Origin of the sequence: Stenotrophomonas sp. RIT309 (assembly GCF_000632045.1) — a bacterium.
Taxonomy (GTDB): domain Bacteria; phylum Pseudomonadota; class Gammaproteobacteria; order Xanthomonadales; family Xanthomonadaceae; genus Stenotrophomonas; species Stenotrophomonas indicatrix.
Map to the genome: position 1 here is coordinate 114,887 of NZ_JFYS01000014.1, position 25,755 is coordinate 140,641.

At 66.5% G+C, this 25,755-nt stretch carries 22 protein-coding genes; 8 read left to right on the plus strand and 14 right to left on the minus strand.

Annotated elements, in window-relative coordinates:
- Nucleotides 1-97: 97 nt before the first annotated feature.
- The 7 genes from BW38_RS10805 to ligA form a co-directional block, all read right to left on the minus strand.
- The gene (locus tag BW38_RS10805) at nt 98-2,623 is read right to left on the minus strand and encodes a membrane-bound PQQ-dependent dehydrogenase, glucose/quinate/shikimate family (protein WP_032976291.1); all 2,526 of its coding nucleotides are present in this window, start codon (nt 2,621-2,623) and stop codon (nt 98-100) included.
- Nucleotides 2,624-2,753: 130 nt separating this feature from the next.
- Nucleotides 2,754-5,468 (minus strand): DNA gyrase subunit A, encoded by a 2,715-nt coding sequence (gene gyrA, locus BW38_RS10800; RefSeq protein WP_032976292.1) that lies wholly within the window; start codon nt 5,466-5,468, stop codon nt 2,754-2,756.
- Nucleotides 5,469-5,702: 234 nt separating this feature from the next.
- Entirely contained in the window at nt 5,703-6,767 is a 1,065-nt protein-coding gene (gene mtnA, locus BW38_RS10795) for an S-methyl-5-thioribose-1-phosphate isomerase (RefSeq protein WP_032976294.1), read from the minus strand.
- Nucleotides 6,768-6,814: 47 nt separating this feature from the next.
- The gene (locus BW38_RS10790; protein ID WP_032976333.1) at nt 6,815-7,546 is read right to left on the minus strand and encodes a DUF3011 domain-containing protein; all 732 of its coding nucleotides are present in this window, start codon (nt 7,544-7,546) and stop codon (nt 6,815-6,817) included.
- A 134-nt stretch (nt 7,547-7,680) separates the two neighbouring features.
- Nucleotides 7,681-8,637 carry an EF-P lysine aminoacylase EpmA gene (gene epmA / locus BW38_RS10785; RefSeq protein ID WP_032976296.1) on the minus strand — a complete coding sequence of 319 codons (957 nt, stop codon included), beginning with the start codon at nt 8,635-8,637 and terminating at the stop codon, nt 7,681-7,683.
- Nucleotides 8,634-9,119, minus strand: a complete 486-nt coding sequence (locus tag BW38_RS10780) for a GNAT family N-acetyltransferase (protein ID WP_025876917.1) — start codon at nt 9,117-9,119, stop codon at nt 8,634-8,636. The genes epmA and BW38_RS10780 overlap by 4 nt, the downstream gene beginning before the upstream one ends.
- Nucleotides 9,120-9,170: 51 nt before the next feature.
- Complete coding sequence (ligA, locus tag BW38_RS10775; RefSeq protein ID WP_200867505.1) at nt 9,171-11,642, minus strand: NAD-dependent DNA ligase LigA; 2,472 nt, start codon at nt 11,640-11,642, stop codon at nt 9,171-9,173.
- A gap of 180 nt (nt 11,643-11,822) precedes the next feature.
- Between ligA and BW38_RS10770 the strand changes: the two genes are divergently transcribed.
- Nucleotides 11,823-12,947, plus strand: coding sequence for a pyridoxal phosphate-dependent aminotransferase (locus BW38_RS10770; RefSeq protein WP_032976298.1), 1,125 nt, complete (start codon nt 11,823-11,825; stop codon nt 12,945-12,947).
- A gap of 129 nt (nt 12,948-13,076) precedes the next feature.
- Here the strand turns inward: BW38_RS10770 and zipA are convergent, their stop codons facing one another.
- The 7 genes from zipA to BW38_RS10735 form a co-directional block, all read right to left on the minus strand.
- Nucleotides 13,077-13,814, minus strand: coding sequence for a cell division protein ZipA (gene zipA, locus BW38_RS10765; RefSeq protein WP_032976300.1), 738 nt, complete (start codon nt 13,812-13,814; stop codon nt 13,077-13,079).
- A gap of 46 nt (nt 13,815-13,860) precedes the next feature.
- Nucleotides 13,861-17,364 carry a chromosome segregation protein SMC gene (smc, locus tag BW38_RS10760; protein WP_025876909.1) on the minus strand — a complete coding sequence of 1,168 codons (3,504 nt, stop codon included), beginning with the start codon at nt 17,362-17,364 and terminating at the stop codon, nt 13,861-13,863.
- A gap of 400 nt (nt 17,365-17,764) precedes the next feature.
- Nucleotides 17,765-18,217, minus strand: a complete 453-nt coding sequence (gene rplI / locus BW38_RS10755) for a 50S ribosomal protein L9 (protein WP_025876905.1) — start codon at nt 18,215-18,217, stop codon at nt 17,765-17,767.
- Between the two features lie 105 nt (nt 18,218-18,322).
- Nucleotides 18,323-18,553: a 30S ribosomal protein S18 gene (gene rpsR, locus BW38_RS10750; RefSeq protein WP_002804494.1), complete on the minus strand. Its 231-nt coding sequence runs from the start codon at nt 18,551-18,553 to the stop codon at nt 18,323-18,325.
- 11 nt (nt 18,554-18,564) lie between these two features.
- On the minus strand, nt 18,565-19,002 hold the full coding sequence (gene rpsF, locus BW38_RS10745; protein ID WP_025876882.1) for a 30S ribosomal protein S6: 438 nt from the start codon (nt 19,000-19,002) through the stop codon (nt 18,565-18,567).
- A 201-nt stretch (nt 19,003-19,203) separates the two neighbouring features.
- Nucleotides 19,204-19,746 (minus strand): CbrC family protein, encoded by a 543-nt coding sequence (locus BW38_RS10740; protein WP_032976301.1) that lies wholly within the window; start codon nt 19,744-19,746, stop codon nt 19,204-19,206.
- 93 nt (nt 19,747-19,839) lie between these two features.
- On the minus strand, nt 19,840-20,178 hold the full coding sequence (locus BW38_RS10735) for an iron-sulfur cluster assembly accessory protein (RefSeq protein WP_025876879.1): 339 nt from the start codon (nt 20,176-20,178) through the stop codon (nt 19,840-19,842).
- Nucleotides 20,179-20,308: 130 nt separating this feature from the next.
- Between BW38_RS10735 and asnS the strand changes: the two genes are divergently transcribed.
- From asnS to kynU, 7 genes are all read left to right on the plus strand, one after another.
- Nucleotides 20,309-21,703, plus strand: coding sequence for an asparagine--tRNA ligase (asnS, locus tag BW38_RS10730; protein WP_012511556.1), 1,395 nt, complete (start codon nt 20,309-20,311; stop codon nt 21,701-21,703).
- Nucleotides 21,704-21,736: 33 nt separating this feature from the next.
- Nucleotides 21,737-22,036: a hypothetical protein gene (locus BW38_RS10725; RefSeq protein ID WP_006376524.1), complete on the plus strand. Its 300-nt coding sequence runs from the start codon at nt 21,737-21,739 to the stop codon at nt 22,034-22,036.
- Nucleotides 22,037-22,043: 7 nt separating this feature from the next.
- The gene (locus tag BW38_RS10720) at nt 22,044-22,358 is read left to right on the plus strand and encodes a hypothetical protein (RefSeq protein WP_025876872.1); all 315 of its coding nucleotides are present in this window, start codon (nt 22,044-22,046) and stop codon (nt 22,356-22,358) included.
- Nucleotides 22,359-22,367: 9 nt separating this feature from the next.
- Nucleotides 22,368-23,006: an FMN-binding negative transcriptional regulator gene (locus tag BW38_RS10715; RefSeq protein WP_032976302.1), complete on the plus strand. Its 639-nt coding sequence runs from the start codon at nt 22,368-22,370 to the stop codon at nt 23,004-23,006.
- Nucleotides 23,007-23,079: 73 nt separating this feature from the next.
- Nucleotides 23,080-23,742, plus strand: coding sequence for a carbonate dehydratase (gene can, locus BW38_RS10710; protein WP_006376530.1), 663 nt, complete (start codon nt 23,080-23,082; stop codon nt 23,740-23,742).
- 21 nt (nt 23,743-23,763) lie between these two features.
- Nucleotides 23,764-24,285 carry a 3-hydroxyanthranilate 3,4-dioxygenase gene (locus BW38_RS10705; RefSeq protein ID WP_032976303.1) on the plus strand — a complete coding sequence of 174 codons (522 nt, stop codon included), beginning with the start codon at nt 23,764-23,766 and terminating at the stop codon, nt 24,283-24,285.
- Between the two features lie 167 nt (nt 24,286-24,452).
- A complete protein-coding gene (kynU, locus tag BW38_RS10700) occupies nt 24,453-25,727 on the plus strand; it encodes a kynureninase (protein WP_032976304.1) in 1,275 nt (424 codons plus the stop codon).
- The last annotated feature ends 28 nt before the right edge of the window (nt 25,728-25,755 follow it).

A 25,755-nucleotide genomic window follows, 5' to 3' on the forward strand; every position in this document is an offset into this window, starting at 1 on the left:
CCAGCCCCGTCCTGTTCCGATGATGGATCCTGCACGCTCACCCACGCAACTTCAGCGACAGCGGTCACATCCCGCATGCCGGCCTCGGAGCCGGACGCTATTCCGGCAACGCATACGCCATCACGTAATCCCCGGCCGGCGTCTCCATGAAATGGTGCCCGCCAGCCATGATGACCACGTATTGCCGCCCGCCCTGCTCGTACACCATCGGGTTGGCCTGGCCACCGGCTGGCAGCTTGGTGTGCCACAGCTCCTTGCCGGTCTTCAGGTCGATGGCACGCAGCAGGTCGTCGGTCGCTGCGGCGATGAAGATCAGGCCGCTGGCAGTCACCACCGAACCGCCATTGTTCGGCGTGCCGATTTCAATGGGCAGGCCGGAGCGGATGCCGAAGGGGCCGTTGCCACGCGCGCTGCCGAACGGCCGGTCCCACAGCAGCTTGCCGCTGCGCAGGTCGATCGCACGGATACCGCCATAGGGCGGCTGCTTGCACAGCAGGCCAGTGAACGGCAGCCGCCAACCGGCGTTGACGTCGATGCCATAGGGCGTGCCGACCTGCGGATCCCCTGCTCCTTCGGCACCGCCCTTGTCGGCGCGCATCTGCTCGCGCGGCAGCCAGCCCTTGCGGTCGGCTTCGGCGCGCGGCACCAGCCGGTTGTAGTTGGGCATGTCGTTGTAGTTGGCCACGATCACGCCACGCCGCGTATCGATGGCCACGCTGCCCCAGTCCGAGCCACCGTTGTAGCCGGGGTATTCGATGGAGTGGTGATCGCTGCTGGGCGGTGTGTAGAACCCTTCGTAATGTGCCTTGCGGAACTGGATTCGGCAGACCAGCTGGTCGATGGGGGTGATGCCCCACATGTCGCGCTCGGTCAGCGCGTCGTCGCGCCGCAGCGTGTGGTACAGCGAGAACAGCTGGGTGGCGGCACGCTGCTCGGGCTCCACGCCGCCCTGTGGCACCTTGCGCTCCTCGGCCGGGGTCAGCAGCTGGCCATTGCGACGGTCGAGGATGTACATGTCGCCCTGCTTGGTGGGCAGCAGGATCGCCGGCACCTTTCCCGATGCCGTCGGGTAGTCGATCAGGCTGGCCTGCGAACCCAGGTCGTAGTCCCAGACGTCCTTGCGCACGGCCTGGAAGTGCCAGACCGGCTTGCCGGTAGCCACATCGATGGCGACCAGCGAGGTCGCGTACCTGTTCTGGTTTTCGGTGCGCGAGCCACTCCAGTAGTCGCCTGCGGAATTGCCCATCGGCAGGTACACCAGGCCCAGTGCTTCATCGCCGGTAGCGGTGGTCCACATGTTCGGTGTGCCACGTGTGTAGGTCTGCTCGCGCGGTGGCAGGCCGCTGCGCTCGGGCTGGTCCATGTCCCACGCCCAGCGCAGCTTGCCGCTGATCGCGTCGTAGGCCTGGATGACGCCGGAGGGCGCGTCGCGGCGCTGGCCGTCCAGTACCTGGTGGCCGGTGACGATGACACCGCGGACGATCGCCGGCGGCGAGGTGATCGATACGTAACCCGGCGGCACCTCGCCCATGCCCAGGGTGATGTCGACCTGGCCGTTGTTGCCGAAATTCGCGCAGGGGCGACCGCTGTCGGCGTCCACCGCGATCAGGCGACCGTCCAGCGTGCCTTCGATGATGCGTGCGCTGCAGGCTGAGCGGCTCCCTGGCGCCGCGCTCCGGTGGGTGCGAGTCGGCGGCGGTGCGGGCAGCGCGAGATCGGCAGCCACATCAGCGAGTGCGGCATCGGCGAGGGTCGGCGCGCTGGGCAGCTCGTAATAGGACACGCCACGGCAGGCGGCCGTGTACGGGATCGACGCATCTTTCACCTTCGGATCGAAACGCCATAGCTCCTTGCCGCTGCCGGCATCGAGGGCGATCAACTGATTGCGTGCGGTGCACAGGTACAACCGATCACCGATCTTCAGTGGCGTGGTTTCCGCACCCCAGCGCTTCTTCGGCAGGTCGCCCGTGCGGAACTGCCACGCCAGTTGCAGGGTTCCCACGTTTTCCGGGGTGACCTGCTGCAGCGGCGAATAGCGGGTGGCCGCATTGCTGCGCCCCCATGCCGGCCAGTCACCCTCGGCCGGTTGGTCGGCAGGCTGCAGGCCGGTGGTGTCACGGGTGGGATCAAGCCCGGCGCCGACCGCCGGCTCGGGGAACGGCTGATGCCCGTCGACCACGCCATGCGGGGTGAACGCGAGACCGAAGGCGGCCACGAAGACCAGCATCAGTACAGCGGCCACGCTGCGCGACAGCCGCCTGGGCACCGGCGCCTGCAGGGTCGGCGCCAGCAATGCCAGGACGATGCCGAGGGCGGTCACCAGGCCCAGCCGAGGTACCCAGCGCCAGTAATCGCTGCCCGACTCCCACCAGGTCCACAGCAGGCTGCCGATGAACACCAGTGCATACAGCAGTGCACCGCTACGCCGATTGCCCCACAACAGGATGCCGCAGACCAGCAGGCCCAAGCCGGCGATGGCGTAGTACCAGGAGCCACCGAGGCTGAGCAGCCACGCACCAAGGCCGCCGATGACCAGGCCGAGCACGATCAGCAACAGGGCCAGCACGGTAACCAGAGGATGGCGGGGCGGAGGCGCGGAAGCAGACTGCGGCGTGGCGGACATCGTCGATCTCCGGGGGCAGCATGCGCCCTTATGCCACCGTCACCGTGAAGTGCGTGCGTATTTTCGACTGCAGACACGACGACGCCGGCACAAGGCCGGCGTCGTCGGGTACCTCAGCATCGCGGCAGGATCACTCCTGCGCGGCGTCCTCGCTACTGGCAGCAGCCGGTGCGCCGTCGGTCGTGGCCGGGGCGGCGGCGGCCACCTCGTCCTCGTCCTCGTCGATCGAGGCATCCATGCGCTCCACCGCCTGCAGCTTCTCGTCCTTGGACAGGCGGATCAGGGTCACGCCCTGGGTGTTGCGGCCGACGCGGCTGATTTCCGAGCCACGGGTACGCACCAGGGTGCCGCCGTCGGAGATCAGCAGGACTTCATCGTCGGTACCCATCAGCACCGCGGCAACCAGCTTGCCATTGCGCTCGGTGGTCTGGATGCCGATGACGCCCTGCGTGCCACGACCCTTGCGCGGGTAGTCCGGCAGCGGGGTGCGCTTGCCGTAGCCGTTTTCGGTGGCGGTGAGGATGTAACGCAGGTTGGCGTCGTCGGCACCTTCGATCAGCGCATCGCCATTGGCGACGGCCTCCTCGACACCGTTGTCGTCCTCGTTCTCGTCCTCGATGCCGCCAGCACTCTCGGCCACGATCAGGCTGACCACTTCCTCGCCGGCCGGCATCCTGATGCCGCGCACGCCGGTAGCGGTACGACCCATCGAGCGGACCTTGTCTTCACCGAAGCGCACGGTCTTGCCGTTGGAGGCGAACAGCAGGATGTCACGCTCGCCATCGGTCAGGCCGACGCCGACCAGCGCATCGCCCTCGTCGAGGTTGATCGCGATCTTGCCGCGGGCCAGACGGAAGGCGAACTCGCCCAGCGGGGTCTTCTTGACCGTACCGTTCTTGGTGGCGAAGAACACGAACTGGCCATCGGCGTACTCGCGCACCGGCAGCACGGCCTGCACGCGTTCGCCCGGCTCCAGCGGGATCCAGTTGATGATCGGGCGACCGCGAGCATTGGAACCGGCTTCAGGCAGCTGGTACACCGGCAGCCAGAACACCTTGCCCGAACTGGTGAAGGTCAGCAGCGTGTCGTGCGTGTTGACCAGCCACAGCTGCTCGATGAAATCCTCTTCCTTGGTCGACGCCGCGCTGCGGCCACGGCCGCCTCGACGCTGGGCGCGATAGGCGCTGACCGGCTGGCGCTTCACGTAACCGGCATGCGACAGGGTGACCACCACGTCTTCCGGGGCGATCAGATCAAGGATGTCCAGGTCTTCTTCGCTGTGGCGGATCTCGGTACGGCGCTCGTCACCGAACTCGGCCCGCACGTTGATCAGCTCTTCGCGGATCACCTGCAGCAGGCGATCGGGATCTTCCAGGATATGGATGAGCCCGGCGATCACTTCCAGCAGCTGCTTGTATTCCTCGGTCAGGCGGTCCTGCTCCAGCCCGGTCAGGCGGTGCAGGCGCATTTCCAGGATCTGGGTCGCCTGGATCTCGGTCAGCTGGTAGCCGCCTTCGATCAGGCCCACGCCCTTGGGCAGGTCATCGGGACGCGAGGCTTCGGCACCGGCGGCGCCGAGCATCGAACCGACCAGGCCCGGTTCCCACAGGCGCGCAAGCATGCGCTCGCGTGCCTCGGTGGGGTTCGGCGAGGTCTTGATCAGTTCGATCATCTCGTCGATGTTGGCCAGCGCAACGGTCAGGCCTTCCAGCACGTGGGCACGGGCGCGCGCCTTGCGCAGCTCGAACACGGTGCGGCGGGTAACCACTTCGCGACGGTGGCGGACGAAGGCCTCCAGCATCTGCTTGAGGTTCATCAACTGCGGGCGGCCGTCGACCAGCGCCACCATGTTGATGCCGAACACCGACTCCATCTGGGTCTGCTGGTAGAGGTTGTTGAGCACAACCTCGGCCGACTCGCCGCGCTTGATTTCGATGTAGATGCGCATGCCGTCCTTGTCGGACTCATCGCGCAGCTCGCTGATGCCTTCGATCTTCTTTTCCTTGACCAGCTCGGCGATCTTCTCGATCAGACGCGCCTTGTTCACCTGGTAAGGAATTTCAGTGACGATGATCGATTCGCGGCCGTTGTCGGCCACTTCGACATCCGCCTTGGCACGGATGCGCACGCGGCCACGGCCGGTGCGGTAACCGGCGATGATGCCGGCGGTGCCGTTGATGATGCCCGCAGTCGGGAAATCCGGGCCCGGGATGAACTCCATCAGGCCGTCGATATCGATTTCCGGATTGTCGATCAGCGCGATGCAGGCATTGATCGATTCGGTGAGGTTGTGCGGCGGAATGTTGGTCGCCATGCCCACCGCAATACCGGCCGAACCATTGACCAGCAGGTTCGGGAACCGGGTCGGCATGACCGTCGGCTCCAGTTCCTTTTCGTCGTAGTTGGGCTGGAAATCGACGGTTTCCTTGTCGATGTCCGCCATCAGCTCATGCGCGAGCCGCGACATGCGCGCCTCGGTGTATCGCATCGCCGCGGCGGAGTCGCCGTCGACCGAACCGAAGTTACCCTGGCCATCGACCAGCATGTAGCGCAGCGAGAACGGCTGTGCCAATCGCACCAGCGTGTCGTACACCGACTGGTCGCCATGCGGGTGGTACTTACCGATGACGTCACCGACGATACGTGCCGACTTGAAGTAGGGCTTGTTGCTGTGCGCGTTGAGTTCATTCATCGCAAACAGCACACGACGATGCACCGGCTTGAGGCCATCGCGCGCATCTGGCAGCGCGCGCCCCACGATCACGCTCATGGCGTAATCGAGGTAGCTCTTGCGCATCTCGTCTTCCAGGTTGACCTGGATGATTTCCTTGGCGGTTTCTGCCATTCGGGTTCCGTTGTCTGGTAGCGGTCCAGTCCGGCGCATCCACCCGGGGGTGGTCGTGCCGGAACCTCGATTCAACCGCTGGATTCTACCACACGGGGCCGTTTTCCGCCTGCCTTTACGGTGATTTTACCGGCACAAATCAGGAACTTAGGGGGTTGCCGGCCAGCGGCCGGCACTACCGGACGCCGGGGTCGGAGCCCTTTCCAGCGGAAAGGTACCCGCCCCCTGCCCGCGTCAGCCGCCGAAGGCAGCGCGCATGTTCTCCGCGGTCGGGTTCAGGATCACCCCCCGCTCGGTCACGATGGCATCGATCAGCTCGCCCGGGGTGACATCGAACACCGGGTTCCAGGCGGCGATGCCCTCGGCCACGGTGCGGGTGCCGCCCACGCCGTACAGTTCGCCCGGATCGCGCTGCTCGATCTCGATCTGGCTGCCGTCCACGGTATCCATGTCCACCGTCGAGGACGGCGCCACGACCATGAACTTCACCCCGTGGTGGCGGGCCGCGATGGCCAGCTGGTAGGTGCCGATCTTGTTGGCCGTATCGCCATTGGCGCAGATGCGGTCGGCGCCCACGATCACCCACTGCACCGCACCGGTCTTCATCAGGTGCGAGGCGGCCGAGTCGGCGATCAGCGTCGCGTCGATGCCGTCCTGCTGCAGCTCCCATACAGTCAGGCGCGCACCCTGCAACCACGGCCGGGTCTCACCTGCGAACACACGGGCGATGCGGTCCTGGGCCATGCCGGCGCGGATCACGCCCAGCGCCGTGCCGAAGCCGGCGGTGGCCAGCGAGCCGGTATTGCAATGGGTCAACACGCCGCTGCCGGCCTCGATCAGGCCGGCACCGAGTGCGCCCATGTGGCGGTTCGCGGCCAGGTCTTCTTCGGCGATCGCTTGCGCTTCAGCCTCCAGCAGCGCCTTCCAGTCGGCACCGGCAGCGCTCAGGCAACGTCGCATGCGTGCCAGCGCCCAAGCCAGGTTGACCGCGGTCGGGCGCGAGGCATTCAGCCGCTGCAGCGCCGGTTCCAGCTGCTGCAGGGCATGCGCGCCATCGGCCGCCTGCACATCACGTGCGGCCAGCACCACACCCCAGGCGGCGGCGATGCCGATGGCCGGCGCACCGCGCACGGTCAGGGCGTGGATGGCGGCAGCCACCTCATCGCTGTCATGGCAGGCCACATGCTCGACCACGAACGGCAGCTTGCGCTGGTCGAGCAGTTGCAGGGCATCGCCGGTCCACAGGATCGGGCGGATGTGGTCGTAGCGGGCGTAGTCGAGGTCGGTGGCGGTATTCATGGCCCCATTGTAGGGCCACGCCACGCACGGATGGACCCCGTCCGGGGTCAGTTCACCGAGAATTCGGCGCGGCAGCCGCCATCGACCCAGATGCCGCTGCGGTTCCAGCCCCAGGTGCTGCCTTCCTCGCACGGGGTGCTGGAAAGCTGGTTGGAGAGGGTGGCGCTGGTGGAGATGCTGGCGCCACAGAAGCGGCGCTTCTTGGACTTGGATTCGCAGGTCAGCCGGCGCGGCATGTCGACGAAACGACCCTGCTCGTCGGCCACCTCGAAATCACCCTGGCAACCCCGGGTGGTCCACACCTCATTGCGCTTGTAGCCCCAGCCCTGCCCTTCCCGGCACGGCAGCACCGACAGCTGCCGCAGCAACCGTACCGGCGCACCGTCCAAGCGTACCGGGCAGCTCTGCGGGCGACCATTGGACTCACAGCGCACCACCCGCCGCACCAGGCGCTTGCGACCCTCGGTCGGCGGCGCTGCAGCATTCTCTGCCGGGCGCGCACGGAATTCCGCGCGGCAGCCCAGCGTCACCCACACGCCACTGCGGTCGGTGCCCCACTCGCTGCCACGGATGCAGCTGTTGTTGGACAACTGGCGGATCAGGTCAACGCCGTTGCTGACATCGATGTCGCAATGCACCCAACCCATGTCGCGGGATTCGCAGGTCACCACTTCGCTGTCATAGCCAAGCGACTGCGCCGATGCGGTCGACGGAAGCAGGCCACCCCATATCGCCACGGAGTACATCGGTGCCGCTACGACCGCAAACCACTTGACCAAAGCCTTCCCCATGAATGGATGAACCACGACGCAAGTGTGCGGTATCGGCTGTGATAAGAGCATCATCGTGCTTGCTGAATCAAGCGCGCAGACGCGTGTTTTCGTTCAGCCTGCCAGGTCCAGCGGAAATCGGCTCATGCGTGGGCGAAATCGAATGCAAGCACGTCGGCGATGCGCGGTGTGCGGTGCATCGCCATCAGCAGGCGATCAATGCCAACGGCAACACCGGCACAGGCGGGCATTGCAGGCAGTGCATGCAACAACGCTTCATCCAGCGCGGGCTGTACCTGCCCCCGTGCATGGCGACGCTGCAGGTCATGCTGGAAACGCGCGCGCTGTTCAGCCGCATCGTTCAGTTCGTTATAGCCATTGGCCAGTTCCACCGCGCCCACGTACAGCTCGAAACGCTCGGCCAGCGGCGGTGTGCCGGGGCGGATGCGCGCCAGTGCCGCCTGGCTGGCGGGCCAGTCGTGGACCACGGTCATGACCGTGTCATCGAAGTGCGGTTGGATACGGTGGGTCATCAACAGATCCAGCCAATCATCGCGGGTCAGGCCTACCGGATCGATGTGCACCTCGCCCAGCGCGGCGCGCAGTTGGCCCTCATCGGCATCGAACGGGTCCACGCCGGCCTGTTGCTGGAACAGTTCGCGATAGCTCAGCACGCGCAGCGTCGCGCTGCGGCCAACCAGCGCCAACGCCTGCCCCACCAGTTCCGCGGTTTCTTGCAGCAACCGATGGTGGTCCCAGCCAACCCGATACCACTCCAGCATGGTGAACTCGGGATTGTGGCGGCCACCGGCTTCGCCATTGCGGAACACCCGGCCCAGCTCATAGCAGTCGCCCACGCCGGCAGCGAGCAGGCGCTTGAGCGGGAACTCCGGCGACGTGCGCAGCCAGCGGCGGCGTCCGCCCGCATCGACGTGGCCGCTGAAATCGGTGTGGAAGCTGTCGATGTTCGGCTCGGTGTTGCCGGCCACGGAAAGGATCGGCGTTTCCACTTCCAGCACGCCACGCTCGGCAAAGAAGCGTCGCACCAGCGCATTGAGGCTGGCACGCTGTTGCAGGCTGCGCAGCAGTGCCTCGCTCACAGGATGCCCTCCGGGCGCGGATGGTCCAGCGGCAGGGTCAGCAGATCGCGCGTGTCATCGATGTAGCCACTGGCCAGGTACAGGCGGCGCGCCAGTTCGTTGTGATGGTTGACCTCCAGCCGCAGCCGGCTGACCCCGCGCCCGCGCGCGCGTTGTTCGCAGATGGCCAGTGCCCGCTTGCCACGGCCACGGCCACGCGCGCGGTGGCTGAGGTAGAGCTCGTCGAGCAGCATGAAATGGCCGCCCTGCTCCAGGCTGAAGCCCATCGCGATCACCGCATAGCCAACGACGGCCGCGGCCTCGTCCAGCCACAGCAGCACTTCCCCGTTGCGCGGATCGGCCAGCAGCGCATCGACACCACGGCGCACGCGCGCATCGTCGAATTCGATCTTGTCTTCGGCGTAGAAATCGCGCATCAGCGCGATCAGCAGTTCCTCGTCGGCACGGGTGGCCAGGCGGAAATCCAGCGGAGCGGTCTGCATCAGTGTTCCTTTGCGGTTGCGTGCCGGGTGCCTGCGCACCCGGCCGGTTCATCACTCGTGTTCGGCCAGGTAGGCCAGCAGGCGCTCTTCATCCCACACCGGAACGCCCAGCGATTGCGCCTTGTCCAGCTTTGAACCCGCCTCGGTGCCGGCCACCACGAAACTGGTCTTCTTCGACACGCTGCCGGATACCTTGGCGCCCAGCGCCTCCAGGCGCTCCTTGGCGGTATCGCGATTGAGGTGGGCCAGCGTGCCGGTAAGCACCACCGTCTGCCCGTCCAGCGGACCGGCCACCACTTCGGCCAGGGCCGGCGCACTGGCCAGGATGTGCTTCATCTCCACTTCGGCGGCCAGCAACATCGCGCCATGGCCCTCGCTGTCCAGCCAGTCAGCGACGCCGCGCGCGGTGTCATCGGGCAGGCCGGCGTTGACGAACTGGCCGTGCTCGGCGTCCAGCACCGCCTGCGCGCTGGGCAGTGCGGCCACCAGCTTCTCCGCGCGCAGGCGGGTAATGCCGGGAATCTCCGCTTCGACCAGCAGCTGGGGAAGGTCCAGCCCCTCGCGCAGCTTTGCACTTGGCGGGTGCACGTCGCTGATGCGCACCTGCCCCACCTGCAGCAGCGCATCGATGGCCTGTTGGTTGCCCTCCTGTTCGAAGAAGTGGCCCAGCGAGCGCGCCACTTCGCCACCGATGTCGGGCACGCGCTTGAACAACGGCCACGGCAGGCGGCGGATCAACGCCAGATCGCCAAACCACTGTGCCAGTGCCTTGGCGGTGCTCTCGCCGACGTGCTCGATGCCCAGTGCGAACAGCAGTCGCTCCAGCGTCGCATCACGGCTGGCATCGATCGCAGCGATCAGGTTGTCAGCCCACTTGGTCGCGATCTTCCTGGTGTTCCATTCGAAGGCTGCCGGCTGCGCCAATGCCTGCGCGCGCCACCCCGCATCGTTGCCATCCAGCTTCAACACAGCGTTGAGCACCGCGCCACTGCCCTCTGCCGGCAGGTGCAGTTTCAGGCTGGCCGCGAGCGCGGAAGGATCTTCAGCATCCAGCACCAGCTTCAGGTGCAGCAGCTGGTCGCGGGTGAGGCGGTACAGATCAGCCACGCTCCTGACGATGCCGGCGTCCACCAGGGTTTCGATGTACTTGTCGCCAAGGCCGTCGATATCCATCGCCCGTCGCGAGGCGAAGTGGGCGATGGCCTCCTTGCGCTGCGCCGGGCAGGACAGCTCGCCCGAACAACGCCAGGCAGCAGCCCCTTCCTCGCGCACGATCTCCGAGCCGCACACCGGGCAGCTGGTCGGCATCTGCCAGGGCGTGGTGCCGGCGGGACGGCGGTCGAGAATGACGCTGACCACTTCCGGAATCACATCGCCGGCACGGCGCACGATCACGCTGTCGCCCACGCGCACATCCAGGCGCGCGATCTGGTCGGCGTTGTGCAGGGTGGCATTGGAGACGATCACACCGGCCACCGCGACCGGCGCAAGGCGCGCCACCGGGGTGGCGGCACCGGTGCGGCCGATCTGGATTTCGATGGCCTCCAGCGTAGTGCTCTGTTCCTGCGCCGGGAACTTGTGCGCGATGGCCCAGCGTGGTGCGCGCGACACGAAGCCCATGGCCTGCTGGCCAGCGCGGTCATCGAGCTTGTAGACCACGCCATCAATGTCGAATGCCAGGCCGTCGCGACGCTCGCCGATGTCACGGTAGTACGCCAGCAGACCGTCCCTGCCTTCCACCACCTTGCACAGGTCGCTGACCGGGAAACCCCAGTCGCGAAGCTGCGCCAGCGTGCCCGAGTGCGTATCGGGCAACTCACCGCCCTGCACTTCACCGGTACCGTAGGTGAAGAAACTGAGCCTGCGCTGCGCGCTGATCTTCGGGTCAAGCTGGCGCAGCGAACCGGCCGCGGCATTGCGCGGATTGGCCAGCACCTTGCCACCGTGCAGGCGCGCGCGCTCGTTGTAGGCCTCGAAGTCGGCGCGGGCCATGTAGACCTCACCGCGCACTTCCAGTACATCCGGCCAGTCCCTGCCTTTCAGGCGCTTGGGAATGTCGCCGATCTCGCGCAGGTTGGCAGTCACGTCCTCACCGGTGCTGCCATCGCCCCGGGTGGCGCCCAGCACGAAATGACCGTCCTCGTAACGCAGGCTGATCGCCAGGCCGTCCATCTTCGGTTCGGCGGAAAAACGCAGGGTGCCGCGGCGCAGGCGCTCATCGATGCGGCGCACGAAGTCGGCCACTTCCTCATCGCTGAAGGCGTTGGACAGCGACAGCATCGGTACCGCATGGGTGACTTCGGCGAAGCGGCCGGACGGGCGTGCCCCGACCTGCTGGGTCGGGCTGTCGGCACGGGCGAGATCAGGATGCTCGCGCTCCAGCGCCTCCAGCTCGCGCACCAGGCGGTCGTAGTCGACGTCGGGGATCTCCGGCGCATCCAGCTCGTGATAGGCGCGATTGGCCTGGGCGATCTGCCGGCGCAGGTCTTCGGCACGTTCGGCGGGGCTGGGGCTCATCGGAATCCGCGGGTTCTGGGATGGCCGTGAATTCTACCGCGCCTGCGCGCAGCACCTTGTAGAGCCGGGCCATGCGGGACTGGCGGCGAGCAACGGTCGCGCATGATTGGAGACGCTGCATACCCCCTTGCCCGCACTGACCACCAGCGCTAGCGTGCGTCGGTCGCCCTTCCGGAACCGCCCCCTGTGACCTTGCCTGCCTCCCGTCGCCACTTCCTGCAGCTGGCCGGTGCCGGTCTCGCCCTCGCCAGCAGCGGCCTGCCCCGGTCGGCCCAGGCACAGCCGGCGACCGTTGCGCCGCCACCCGCCGATGCGGGCGCGGTGCTGCTGAACTTCAACGAATGCCCCTATGGCCCCTCGCCGGCCGCCCAGCAGGCGGCGCGCGACAGCATCGCCAGCTGCGGCCGTTACCGCTTCGCCCTGGCCGGTGAGGTGCGCGACGCATTCATCGCCCAGGCGGGCATTCCCGCCAACCACGTGCGCTTGTATCCGGGCTCCAGCGAACCGCTGAACCGTGCGGCGACACTGTGGACCGGCCCGCAGGCGGGCCTGGTGGTGGCCGACCCGACCTTCGAGACGCTGGGCGAGATGGCTGCCTCGCGTGGTGCCCACGTGCAGAAGGTACCGCTGCGCGGCGATGGCGCGCACGACCTGCGCGCGATGGCGGCCGCCGCGCACGCGCGACCGACCGGCCTGCTGTACGTGTGCAATCCCAACAACCCCACCGGCTCGATCAGTCCGGCCAACGAGCTGGCCTGGCTGCTGGCCAACAAGCCCGCAGGTACCCGGGTGCTGCTGGACGAGGCCTATCTGCAGTACAGCGAACAGCCCAGCCTGATTGCACAGGTGGCCCAGCGCGATGACCTGATCGTGCTGCGCACCTTCTCCAAGCTGTACGGCATGGCCGGCCTGCGTCTTGGCGTGGCTGCAGCGCATCCGGAGCGCCTGCGCGAGCTGGCGAGCCTGGGCGAGAACCCGCTGCCGGTGCCCGCCCTTGCAGCGGCACTGGCCAGCCTGCGCGACCCGCAGTTGATCCCGCAGCGACGTCTGCAGAACGCCAAAGTCCGGCAGGCCACCATCGCCTGGCTGGGCAAGCGTGGCTTTGACTGCCTGCCGACCGAAGCGAACTGCTTCGTGGTGGATGTGCAGCGCGACGGCGCGGCCTTTGCCAAGGCGATGGCGGACAACGGCGTGGTGATCGGCCGCAGCTGGCCGATCTGGCCGCAGCGCGTGCGCGTGACCGTGGGCACCGAGGAAGAGATGGCGCGCTTCCGCAGCGCGTTCGCGAAGGTAGCCGGCGTACCGGCCTGACCCTATCCACGCATGGCGTGGATCTACTGGTCTGGTGGGGGGCGAACCCTGGTTCGCCGCATCCACGCATGGCGTGGATCTACTGTTGTGGGTGCCGACCGTTGGTCGGCACGCCAGGACCTGCCGCGCTTACCAGCGCGGGGTCTTGGTCAGCGGCGGCGCCTGGTGCTGGCGGTCATAGGCGCGCAGCTCATCACGGATGTGGGCGATGCGCTGGCGGCCGAGCGCGTTGCGGCTGTCATCCAGCACCACGCCATCGAGCAGTTCAGCCATGCGCTGCACGGTCGGCAGCATCTTCTCCCAGGCGTCCAGCGCGGTCAGCGGTGCCGGCAGGGTCAGGAAGAAGGCGATGGCCGGGGTTTCCATGGCGCGGATGTTGCCCATGTCGAAGCTGCCCGGCTTCATGATGCTGGCCATCGAGAAAATCGGGCCTCGCTCGGGATGCCCCTCCACCAGCCGGTGGAAGACATTCATGTGGCCAAACACCAGGCCGGTCTTCTCCGCTGCCACGACGATGTCTTCGCCGCGCAGCTGCTCACCGGCGCGGGCGGCCACGAACAGCGAAACGATCTTGTCGAAATCCTGCGTGGCGCGCTTGCCCAGGTCGCTGGCCGCGCCATCGACATCGGGCAGCCCCAGTTCGGCCTGCTCGACCGTCTCGCCCATGCCAGGCTCGACGCGGTCGCCGGCCACAGGCACGCCATCCTCGCCCAGCACCGGCTCGCGACGCTCGCCGCTGATCGGTTCGGCGCTATCGAGGCGACGGCCCTGGGGCTTCTTTTTCGGGCGGCCAAACAGGAAGATCGCAGCGACCAACAGCAGGCCGGCGGCCAGGATGCCGATGCGCAACAGTGCCGTGTCGGACATTCGTTAGGTTCTCCGGCTAGTTCATTCAGGTAACTAGGATGGCACGTCAGGCCGCGCCCGCCAATCGCGCGGCTTCTTCCAGGTCCACGCTGACCAGCCGGCTGACACCCGGCTCGCGCATCGTCACGCCCGACAACTGGTGCGCCGCTTCCATCGTGGCCTTGTTGTGGCTGACGAACAGGAACTGCACCTTCTCGCTCATTTCCTTGACCATGTTGGCCAGGCGGCCGACGTTGGCTTCATCCAGCGGCGCGTCCACCTCGTCCAGCAGGCAGAACGGTGCCGGGTTGAGCTGGAAGATCGCAAACACCAGCGCCACGGCGGTCATCGCCTTTTCGCCGCCGGACAGCAGCGAGATGCTCGACACGCGCTTGCCCGGGGGACGCGCCATGATGGTCACGCCGGTATCGAGAAGGTCTTCGCCGGTCAGCTCCAGGTAGGCGTGGCCGCCACCGAACAGGCGCGGATACAGCGCCTGCACACCGGCGTTGACACGGTCGAAGGTGTCCTTGAAGCGGCCCCGGGTTTCGCGGTCGATCTTGCGGATCGCATCTTCCAGGGTCTCCAGCGCGGTGGTCAGGTCCACGTGCTGCGCATCCAGATACTCCGAGCGCTGCGAGGCTTCGCCATACTCATGGATCGCGGCCAGGTTGACCGGCTCCAGCCGGCGCATGCGACCGTCGATCTGGTGCACCGCCTGCTCCCAGTCGCCCAGGCGGGCCTCTTCGGGCAGCGCGTTGATCACATCCTGCAGCACGAAACCGGCCTTCTCCACTGCGCCCTGCAGGGTTTCGGCACTGAGTACCAGCGCCTGCTGGTCCAGCTTGCGCTGCGAGATCCGCTCGCGCTGGGACAACGCCTGCTCATCGCGCTGGTGGCGGGTCTGCTCGTAGTTGCGCAGTTCGGCATCGATGCCATCCAGCAACGTGCGCGCTTCGGTCAGCACGCGATCGGCACGGACACGCTCTTCCAGCGCGTTCTGGTGCTCGGCCTGCAGCGATTCGACCGGGGTATCGCCTTCGTCCAGCTGCGAATGCAGTTCGCCCAGGCGTGCATCAAGCTGGCCACGCTGCGTACTCATGCGTTCCAGCGCCTGGCTCAACGACGCCACCTGGGCGCGCTGTGATTCCAGGGTCAGGGCCAACGCGTGCGAGCGCTCGCGCACCGCACGGGCGGCGTCGCGGGCCAGATCACGCGCCTCGGTCAACTGACGGCGTTCGCCCTCCAGGCCCTGCCGGTTAGACTCCAGGTCACCCATGCTGTTGACCGCATTCTCCAACCGCGCACGCGCCTCACGCGCCTGCTCGCGATTGATGTCCAGGGTCTCCAGCAACTGGCTGAGCTCGCCTTCGATACGGTCGATGCGCGTACGTGCCGCCTCGACCTTGCCCTGCTGGCCCTGCAGCTGGCCGGCCAATTCGGACACCGCGCGGTGCGCCAGGTACAGCGCACGCTGCGCATCCTCGCGCTGCTGTTCGGCGGCCAACAGGTGCTCGCGGAAACCGGCCAGCTGTTCTTCCAGTTCGGCTTCGCGCGATTGCAGCTGCTCGATCTGCTCGCGCAGTTCGTTGATTTCGCGTTCGCGCAGCAGCGCGCCCTGCTTGGCGGCGCCGGAGCGCGACACGCGCACCCAGCCTTCGCCCAAGCGTTCACCGCCCTGGGTGATGATGGAATCGCCCTCGGGCAGGCTGGCCTGCAGTGCATTGGCTTCGGCAAGGTCACGCGCGCCGTGCAGGCGTGCAAGCAGGCGCCGGATCGGCGCTGGTCCACGCACACGTGCAGCCAGCGAGGTCGGCGCGACCTTCAGGTCCGCACCGTCATTGGCAACCAGCGCGATGCGGCCTTCGCCCAGCTCACCCAACGCATCGACCAGGCTGGCCGGGTCGTCGACCAGCACGCCTTCGATCAATTGACCGAGCGCGCTTTCCACTGCGTTTTCCCAACCCGCATCAACATCCAGGCGCTCACCCACGCGCGCGGCCGAATCCAGCCCACGCGACTTCAGCCACGCCACCGCCGCGCCCTGCTCCTGGCCGAGTGCAGCCTGCTGCAGGGTTTCCAGCGAAGACAGGCGCCCGCGCAGGCCATTGACCTGCTTGCGCAGCTCGGCCAGCTCGTTCTGCCCGTTGCGCTGCTGCTCCTGCACGGCGGCGACACCGTGCTTGCGCTCCTCGACCTGCTCGGTCAGCTCATCCAGCGCGGTCTTCTGCGTATCGTGCTGCAGGTGCAGCTGCTCGAAGACTTCATCCAGTGCATCCACGTCCAGCCCGGCACGTTCGGCCGCCAGCGCTTCGCGGCGACGATCGGCATCAAGGATCTGCTTGTCCAGGTAGTCCACGCGGGTGCGCTCGACCTCGCCGGCGCGCGAGGCTTCCGAGCTCTGCGAGGTGTGCTGCTCCCAACGCTGCTGCCAATCGGACAACCGCGCTTCGGCCTCACGCAGGCCTTCCTGCTTGATCTCGTTTTCTTCCTGCAGCGCTTCCAGCTGCGGGGTAGCCGCATCGACCGCTTCGCGCAGCACCATCAGCTTGGCCTCGTCGCCGCTGATGTGCTGGCCCAGTTCGGCCAATGCCTGGCGGGTTTCATCGCGCGCCTTGTGCAGGCGCTGCGACAGTTCGCGCTGGTGCTGGATCTGCTGTTCGAGGCGGGCCAGCGTGCTGCCCACCTGGTAGACCTCGGCCTGCGCGGCATTGAGCGCGTCGGCAGCCTCCTCGCGGCGCACGCGGGAAGTCTCGATCCGCGCCTCAGCGTCGCGCTGGTCGGCAATCAGCTGCTGCAGCTTGGTTTCTTCCTGCGACAGCCCTTCGCGCAGCTTGGACAGGCGACCATCCAGGCCACGGTATTCCAGCGCCTTCCACTCCGCATCCTTGACCCGGCGCTCTTCCTGCAACGCCTGGTACTGCTCGGCCTGCTTGGCCTGCCGCTTGAGGTGCTCGAGCTGCTTGGTGATTTCCTCGCGCAGGTCGCCAAGGCGATCCAGGTTCTCGCGGGTGTGGCGGATGCGGGTCTCGGTTTCCTTGCGGCGCTCCTTGTACTTGGAGATGCCGGCGGCCTCTTCCAGATACACGCGCAGGTCTTCCGGGCGCGCCTCGATGATCTGGCTGATCATGCCCTGCTCGATGATCGAGTAGCTGCGCGGGCCCAGGCCAGTGCCGAGGAACAGGTCGGTGATGTCGCGACGACGGCACTTGGTGCCGTTGAGGTAATAGTTGCTGCTGCCGTCGCGGCTGACGGTACGCTTGACCGAGATCTCGTTGAACGAGGCGTACTCGCCGGAGATCGTGTGGTCGGAGTTGTCGAAGATCAGCTCGACGGTGGCCTGCGAGACCGGCTTGCGGGCATTGGAACCGGAGAAGATCACGTCGGTGAGCGAGTCACCACGCAGGCGGCTGGCCGAACTTTCGCCCATGACCCAACGCACCGCGTCGATGATGTTCGACTTGCCGCAGCCATTGGGTCCCACCACGCCGGTCATGTTGGTCGGCAGGTGCAGGGTGGTCGGATCGACGAAGGACTTGAAGCCGGACAGCTTGATCGTGGAAAGACGCATGGCGTGATTGGGTTCCGGGCAAGGGCCTTACGGCCGCCACCATAGTGGATGTCAGGTCAGCCAGCACCTCAAGCCCTTGATTTCAAAAGAATTCAACAAGGCCAAGGGTGACGCAATGGAATGAGTATAGCGGGGCCAATGTTCCACGGGCGGGATGACCGTGGGAGGAGGCTCAGCGCTCACGCCCGCTCGTGCTTCCAGGCTCTGCCGGAGGCCGCCCCGTAAACCGACCCGGGTCCGGAAAATGAGGCCAACGCATTGATCTTCATGGATTCATCCAGGATCTATCGGCACAGGCGCGGCAGGCCAAGCACCGACCCGGCCGGACGGGCCGCCCCAAAACAAAACGGGCACCCTTGCGGGCGCCCGTTCTGGTGATACCAGGCCTTGCGGCGTGGGATCAGGCCTTTTCGGCTTCAACCACGACCTTGACGGTGGTCTCGACGTCCGCGTGCAGGTGCACCAGGACTTCGTACTCGCCAATGTTGCGGAAGGCGCCTTCGCCCAGGATGACTTCGCTCTTGCTCAGCGCCAGGCCGGCAGCGGTGAAGGCATCGGCGATTTCGCGCGCGCCGACCGAGCCGTACAGCTTGCCTTCGGTCGAAGCGTTGGCGGCGACGGTCACGCTCGCGCCTTCCAGCTTGGCCTTGCGGGCTTCGGCTTCAGCGTGGATGGACTGGGCCTTGGCTTCGTAATCAGCGCGCTTGGCTTCGAACTCGGCCTTGTTGCTCTCGGTGGCCGGAACGGCCTTGCCCTGCGGCACGAGGAAGTTACGGCCGTAGCCCGGCTTCACGTCGACCAGGTCGCCCAGGTTGCCGAGGTTGGTGACTTTCTGCAGGAGGATCAGCTGCATGGTATTGCTCCAGATAAGTTATTCGTTAGCGAGGCGCGGGCCCCGCAACAAAGGCTGTCCGAATAGCTGGCACAGCGGGGGCAGCGCGAAGCTGCCCCGCCGGCATCAGACGTCGTGGTTGTCGGTGTACGGAATCAGGGCCAGGAAGCGAGCGCGCTTGACGGCGGTCGCCAGCTGACGCTGGTACTTCGACTTGGTACCGGTGACGCGGCTCGGCACGATCTTGCCGTTCTCGGTCAGGTACTGGCGCAGGGTGTTGAGATCCTTGTAGTCGATCTCCTTGACACCTTCGGCCGTGAACTTGCAGAACTTGCGGCGACGGAAGAACTTGGACATGTCAGTGCTCCTTAGGCGGCCGAAGCGGCGTCGTCGCCGGCATCGTTGTCAGCGGCGGGGGTGGTTTCGCCTTCTTCGTCATCACGACGACGACGCTCACCACGCTCGGGCTTGTCGCCCTTCTCGTCCTTGCTCTTCATGATCAGCGACTGCTCGGTGTCAGCCTCGTCACGCTTGATGACCAGGTTGCGCAGCACGGCGTCGTTGAAGCGGAAGCTCTCGGTCAGTTCGGTCAGCACGGCCTGGTCGACTTCGATGTTCAGCAGCACGTAGTGCGCCTTCACCAGGTTCTGGATCGGGTACGCCAGCTGGCGGCGGCCCCAGTCTTCCAGACGGTGGATGGTGCCGTTGCCGTTCTCGACCAGCGACTTGTAGCGCTCGATCATGGCCGGGACCTGTTCGCTCTGGTCCGGGTGGACCATGAACACGATTTCGTAATGACGACTCATGTTTTTCTACCTTTCGGATGTGGCCTTGCGGCCGGACAGCCCCCCGCCGTTGATACCGCGGTGGGGCAAGGGATCCTGCCAGGGAGGCAGGAAGCCGCGCATTATGGCGCAGATGGGGCTGCCGGGCAACCGGCGAGCCGCAGAGCGACCTGAACCTGGTAGCGCCGGGCCATGCCCGGCGAACGCGGAAACCGCCCCGGGCTACCCCAGATCCACATGCAGGCGGTGCTGGCCGCATTGCAGGCACTGGAACAGGCAGCCAACCATCTCCCCGTCCCGGCTCAGGTGTTCCAGCAACCAGTCGGCGTCGCGCGGGTTGACCTCGGCCACGTCCGGCCGGACCTGATCGAGGATGGGCAGGAGGTCCTCGCTGCCGGCAAAGCCGAGGAAGGCGCAGGGCCGTTCACAATGGCTCAGCCAGACCGATTGCTGCCAGGACGAGTAGCCCGGGGTGCGCTCGCAGATCTCCAGCAGCAGCTCACGGGCGATGGTTGGCGGCGGGTCGGCTGGATCCGGCGACACCCCCTCGATGTCACTCCAGCCGGTGAATTCACCCTCGCAACTGGCCGCTGCCCTGCCATCGGCGATACACCAGGGGCACAGGTAATCGGGACGCAGAGGTGTGTAGAACGGCCCCCGGTAACGAAGCGTCCGCGACTGACCGCAGCAGTCACAGATCCCGTCGACCTCTTCGAAGGAGAGGGCGTAGGCGTTGGGGTGATAAATGAAAAGCGGTCGTTCCATCCGTGGATCCCTTCCCTGCCGACCAAGGTCGGCATCTACCAGAGCAGGTTCCGATAGCGCCGGACCACGTCCGGCGGACGCCAGAACCGGCCGTCAGGCCTTGTCGGCGTCGGTGGTGAAGCTCTCGCCGCAGCCGCACTCCGCGGTGGCATTCGGGTTGCTGAACGTGAAGGTCTCGCTCAGGCCGTGCTTGCCGAAGTCGATCACGGTGCCGTCCACCAGGGCCAGGCTCTTGGCATCGACATAGATCTTTACCCCGTCCTGGTCGAACACGGTGTCGTCCGCGCGCTCCTCGCGGGCCAGGTCGGTGATGTGGCCCCAGCCCGAGCAGCCGGTCTTGGTCACGCCAAAACGCAGGCCCAGCGCGCCGGGGGTCTGGGCGACAAAGCGCTGCACGCGCTCAAAGGCAATAGGGGTCAGGCTGACAGCCATGGTGGATCACTCCAGAGGTACCGGGACATTATAGGGAGCCGATGACCGCAGAAATGCCTCGCAAGCAGAACGCTGCAACCGGTAAACTCCCGTGTTCATAGATCGAGTCGATCAGCAGAGGATTCAAGTCATGACGGTGGTCAGCGTTGAACATGCGCTTGCCGGGAAGATCCCGGAAGGTGGCGAAGTCACGGTACGCGGTTGGGTGCGCACGGTGCGCGGTTCAGCAAATCTGGCTTTCGTGAATGTGACCGACGGCTCCTGCTTCGCCCCGATCCAGGTCGTGGCCGGCGACGCGCTGGCCAACTTCGACGAGATCAAGCGCCTGACCACCGGCTGCTCGCTGGTGGCCACCGGCACGCTGGTGAAGTCGCAGGGCAAGGGCCAGTCGTTCGAGATCCAGGCCAGCGCGGTCGAGGTGGTCGGCTGGGTCGAAGACCCGCTCACCTACCCGATCCAGCCCAAGCCGATGACGCCGGAGTTCCTGCGTGAAGTGGCGCACCTCCGCCCGCGCACCAACCTGTTCGGCGCGGTCACCCGCATCCGCAACTGCCTGGCCCAGGCCGTGCACCGCTTCTTCCACGAGAACGGCTTCAACTGGATCAGCACCCCGATCATCACCACCTCCGACGCCGAAGGCGCCGGCCAGATGTTCCGCGTGTCCACCCTGGACATGGTGAACCTGCCCCGTGACGCCCAGGGCGGGATCGACTTCAGCCGCGACTTCTTCGGCAAGGAAACCTTCCTGACCGTGTCCGGCCAGCTGAACGTCGAGGCCTACTGCCTGGCGCTGAGCAAGGTGTACACCTTCGGCCCGACCTTCCGCGCCGAGAACAGCCACACCACCCGCCACCTGGCGGAGTTCTGGATGATCGAGCCGGAAATCGCCTTCGCCGACCTGGCCGAAGACGCACGCCTGGCCGAGGAATTCCTGAAGTACCTGTTCCGCGCGGTGCTCAACGAGCGCGGCGACGACCTGGCCTTCATCGCCGAGCGCGTGGACAAGAACGCGATCACCAAGCTGGAAGACTTCATCAACGCGCCGTTCGAACGCATCGATTACACCGATGCGGTCAGCCTGCTGCAGAAGTCCGGAAAGAAGTTCGACTTCCCGGTCGAATGGGGCCTGGACCTGCAGACCGAGCACGAGCGCTGGCTGACCGAGGAACACGTCGGTCGCCCGGTGGTGGTGACCAACTACCCCGAGCACATCAAGGCCTTCTACATGCGCCTGAACGATGACGGCAAGACCGTCGCGGCGATGGACGTGCTGGCCCCGGGCATCGGCGAGATCATCGGTGGCAGCCAGCGCGAAGAGCGCCTGGACGTGCTGGATGCACGCATGGCGCAGTTCGGCCTGGATCGCGAGCACTACAGCTGGTACCGCGATTTCCGCCGCTACGGCTCGGTACCGCACGCCGGCTTCGGCCTGGGCTTCGAGCGCCTGGTGGTGTACGTCTGCGGTCTGTCCAACATCCGCGATGCGATCCCCTACCCGCGCGCCCCGGGCAGCGCGGACTTCTAAGCCCACACGCACGACCACGGAGGTACTGCCCCCATGACCCTGTTCTTCGCCCTGTGTTTCGTCGGCGTTGCAGTGGCCGGGTTCAGTGCCTTCGTGATTTTCTGGCCGCTGACCCTGGTGCATGTGCGCGATCGCCATCCGGCGCTGGCGCAGCGCTTCGGCAGTGGCGCCTTCCTCAAGCCCGATGCGCTGGGCTGGCTGCTGCGGCGCGAATACCGCACCCAGCCGGACCGCTCGCTGTCCGGGCTGGCGACGCCCGCCTGGGTATCGCTGCTGACCCTGCTGGCCGGACTGGGCATGGCTGCCCTGCTCTGGCTGGCCTCGCTCTGGTAAGACACACATGAACGACCTTTCCCACGTCCGCGACAGCTGGTGGCTGGCCAGCCTCGGCAACACCCTGATCTGGGCACGCCTGCGCATCCGCGAGGCCGGCACTGCCGAAGTGCTGGACAGCGATGGCAATACGCTGAGCTACGACAGCGAAGACACCGCCCGCTCGCAGCTGTTCGATGCCGAGTTCGTCGAGTACGACGGCCTGGATGAAGAAGATGCGCTGGTGCGCGGCTTCTCGCTGCATGAAGTGCAGCCACCGCAGGCAGGCAGCGACGAAGGCCTGCGCGGGCGCATGGTGCAGTCGCTTGGCAGCCGCGCCTGAGGCCAACCGATGTTCACCCCGCGCGCTTTCGCCGAGACCGACCTGCTGTGGCTGGATCGCCTGCTGGCGCGTGATCCATTCGTCACCGTGCTGACCGCCGGTGGCGATGGCCTGCCGGAACTGACCCGGCTGCCGGTGCTGTACCAGCGCGACGGCGACCACATCGAGCTGCGCGGCCACTGGGCCCGTGCCAACCCGCAGGCACGCCACAGCGGTGCGGCCAAGGTGCTGGTGGAGGGGCCGCATGGCTATGTATCGGCCAGCTGGTATCCGGACAAGGAACCGATGGCACGGGTGCCCACCTGGAACTACGCCGCCGCCGAGCTGCGCGGCCAGTTGCAGCCCTTCGACGATACCGATGCCCTGGCCCAGCTGGTCAGCGATACCGGCGACCACTTCGAAGCCAGCGTCGGCCAGGACTGGCGGTTCGAACCCGAGCGTGACGACCACCGCCGCCAGCTGCGCGGCATCGTCGGCTTCCGTTTTACCGTCGAACAGGTGCAGCTGACGCTGAAGCTGAGCCAGAACCACCCCGAGGCCAACCAGCAGGCGGTGATGGCCGAACTGGAACGCCTGGACAATCCCCATTCCACCGAACTGGCGCAGTGGATGCGCCGGTATCGCGACGAAGCCGCCGCAGGCAGCTGAGCGCTCTGTTTCCCGCGACGACGCGACCAGAACGGCCGCGCCTTGCCCCCACCCGACGTCAGGGACCCCGAACATGAAAGACATCCACAAGCTGCTGCAGAACAACCGCGAATGGGCTGACCGGATCGAGAAGGAAGATCCGGACTTCTTCCATCAGCTGGCCAAGCAGCAGCATCCGGAATACCTGTGGATCGGCTGTTCCGACTCGCGCGTGCCAGCCAACCAGATCATCGGCATGGCTCCGGGTGAGGTGTTCGTGCATCGCAACGTGGCCAACGTGGTGGTGCATACCGACCTGAACTGCCTCAGCGTGATCCAGTACGCCGTGGACCAGCTGAAGGTGAAGCACATCCTGATCGTTGGCCATTACGGCTGCGGCGGCGTGCACGCCAGCCTGAACAACACGCGGGTGGGCCTGGCCGACAACTGGCTGCGCCATGTCGGTGACGTGGCACAGAAGCACGCCGCGATCATGGATGCGATCGAGGAGCCGGAGCTGAAGCATGCCCGCCTGTGCGAACTGAACGTGATCGAGCAGGTGGTCAACGCCTGCCGCTCGACGATCGTGCAGGACGCCTGGGCCCGCGGCCAGAAGCTGATGGTGCACGGCTGGGTGTACAGCCTGAAGGACGGCCGCGTGCGCGAAATGGGCATCGACGTGGGCGCACCTGAAGAACTGCAGCCGGCCTACGAGAAGGCCCTGTCCTACGTTCCGCGCCGCGGCCGGCGCGACTGACCCTCCCTTACGGACACCCCCATGCTTGCCTCCCCCATCAACCTGCTGGGCTGGATCGAGGAAAACCGGCATCTGTTGAAGCCGCCGGTCGGCAACAAGATGATCGACAACGGCGATTTCATCGTGATGGTGGTCGGCGGGCCGAACAGCCGCACCGATTTCCACTATGACGAAGGCCCGGAGTGGTTCTACCAGCTGGAAGGCGAGATGGTGCTGAAGGTGCAGGAGGATGGCGCGGTGCGCGATATCCCGATCCGTGCCGGCGAAATCTTCCTGCTGCCGGGCAAGGTGCCGCACTCACCGCGGCGCCCGCCCGGTGGCATCGGCCTGGTGGTGGAACGCAAGCGCCTGCCGCATGAACGCGATGGCGTGATCTGGCATTGCGAGCGCTGCAACCACAAGCTGTACGAAGAGTACTTCACGCTGCAGAACATCGAGACCGACCTGCCGAAGGTGTTCGCGCACTACCAGGCCAGCCTGGAACTGCGCACCTGCAGCGCGTGCGGCCACGTGGATCCGTTGCCGGCGCCAGTGGCGGCCTGACGGCGCTCCGCCCCCGGTAGATGCCCACCTTGGTGGGCGCTTGTTCGCACGTGCGCCAACCAAGGTTGGCCACTACCGGATCAAGCGGCGCTGGCGCTGGGTGCGCAGCTACCGGGTGATGCCCCAGGCGCTACACTGGCAACCCCGTTGCAGCCTGTTGCCCGACCATGTCCGACCTGCTCAGCCGCACACACGCCATTGCCCTTGATGCCGCCGATCCGCTGCGGCCGCTGCGGCAGGAATTCCTGATTCCGCGCCACGGTGGCGGTGAGCAGACCTACTTCGTCGGCAACTCGTTGGGCCTGCAGCCACGCGGCGCACAGGCTGCAGTGCAGGAAGTGATGAAGCAGTGGGGCGAACTGGCGGTGGAAGGCCACTTCACCGGGCCGACCCAATGGCTGTCGTACCACCGCCTGGTCAGCGCACAGCTGGCCCGCGTGGTCGGTGCGCTGCCAAGCGAAGTGGTGGCAATGAACACGCTGAGCGTGAACCTGCACCTGATGATGGTCAGCTTCTACCGGCCCACGGCCGAACGCCCGGTGATCCTGATGGAAGCCGGCGCGTTCCCGACCGACCGCCATGCAGTGGAGGCACAGATCCGCTTCCATGGCTTCGACCCGGCCGACTGCCTGGTGGAAGTGCAGCCGGATGAAGCCAACGGCACGATCTCGATGGCCGCCATCGAACGCGCGATCGCCGCGCACGGTCCGCGCCTGGCGCTGGTGCTGTGGCCCGGCGTGCAATACCGCAGCGGCCAGGCCTTCGACCTCGATGCGATCACCCGCGCCGCACGCCTGCAGGGCGCGCGCATCGGCTTCGACCTGGCGCACTCGGTCGGCAACCTGCCGCTGCGCCTGCATGACGTTGCCCCGGATTTTGCCGTGTGGTGCCACTACAAATACCTCAACAGCGGTCCCGGCGCAGTAGCCGGTGCCTTCGTGCACGAGCGCCATCATCGCGACACCACGCTGCCGCGCTTTGCCGGCTGGTGGGGCCACGACGAAGCCACCCGCTTCCAGATGGCACCGCAGTTCACGCCAGCGGTCGGTGCCGAGGGCTGGCAGCTGAGCAACCCGCCGATCCTCGGCCTGGCACCGCTGCGGGCATCGCTGGACCTGTTCGAACGTGCCGGCATGGAATCGCTGCGCAGCAAGTCGCTGGCACTGACCGGCATGCTCGACGCACTGGTACGCGCGCGCCTGACGCAGGTGCTGGAGATCGTCACCCCGGCCGAGCCGGAGCGCCGCGGCTGCCAGCTGTCGCTGCGGGTGATCGGCGGCCGCGAGCGCGGACGCGCTCTGTTCGAGCACCTGCGCGCCATCGGCGTGCTGGGTGACTGGCGCGAACCGGACGTCATCCGCATCTCGCCCACCCCGCTCTACAACCGCTATCTCGACGTGCACCACTTCGTCGAGGAAGTGGAAGCCTGGGCTGGCCTGTAAGCCGCCCTCCCCTACTGCTGGACAGTTC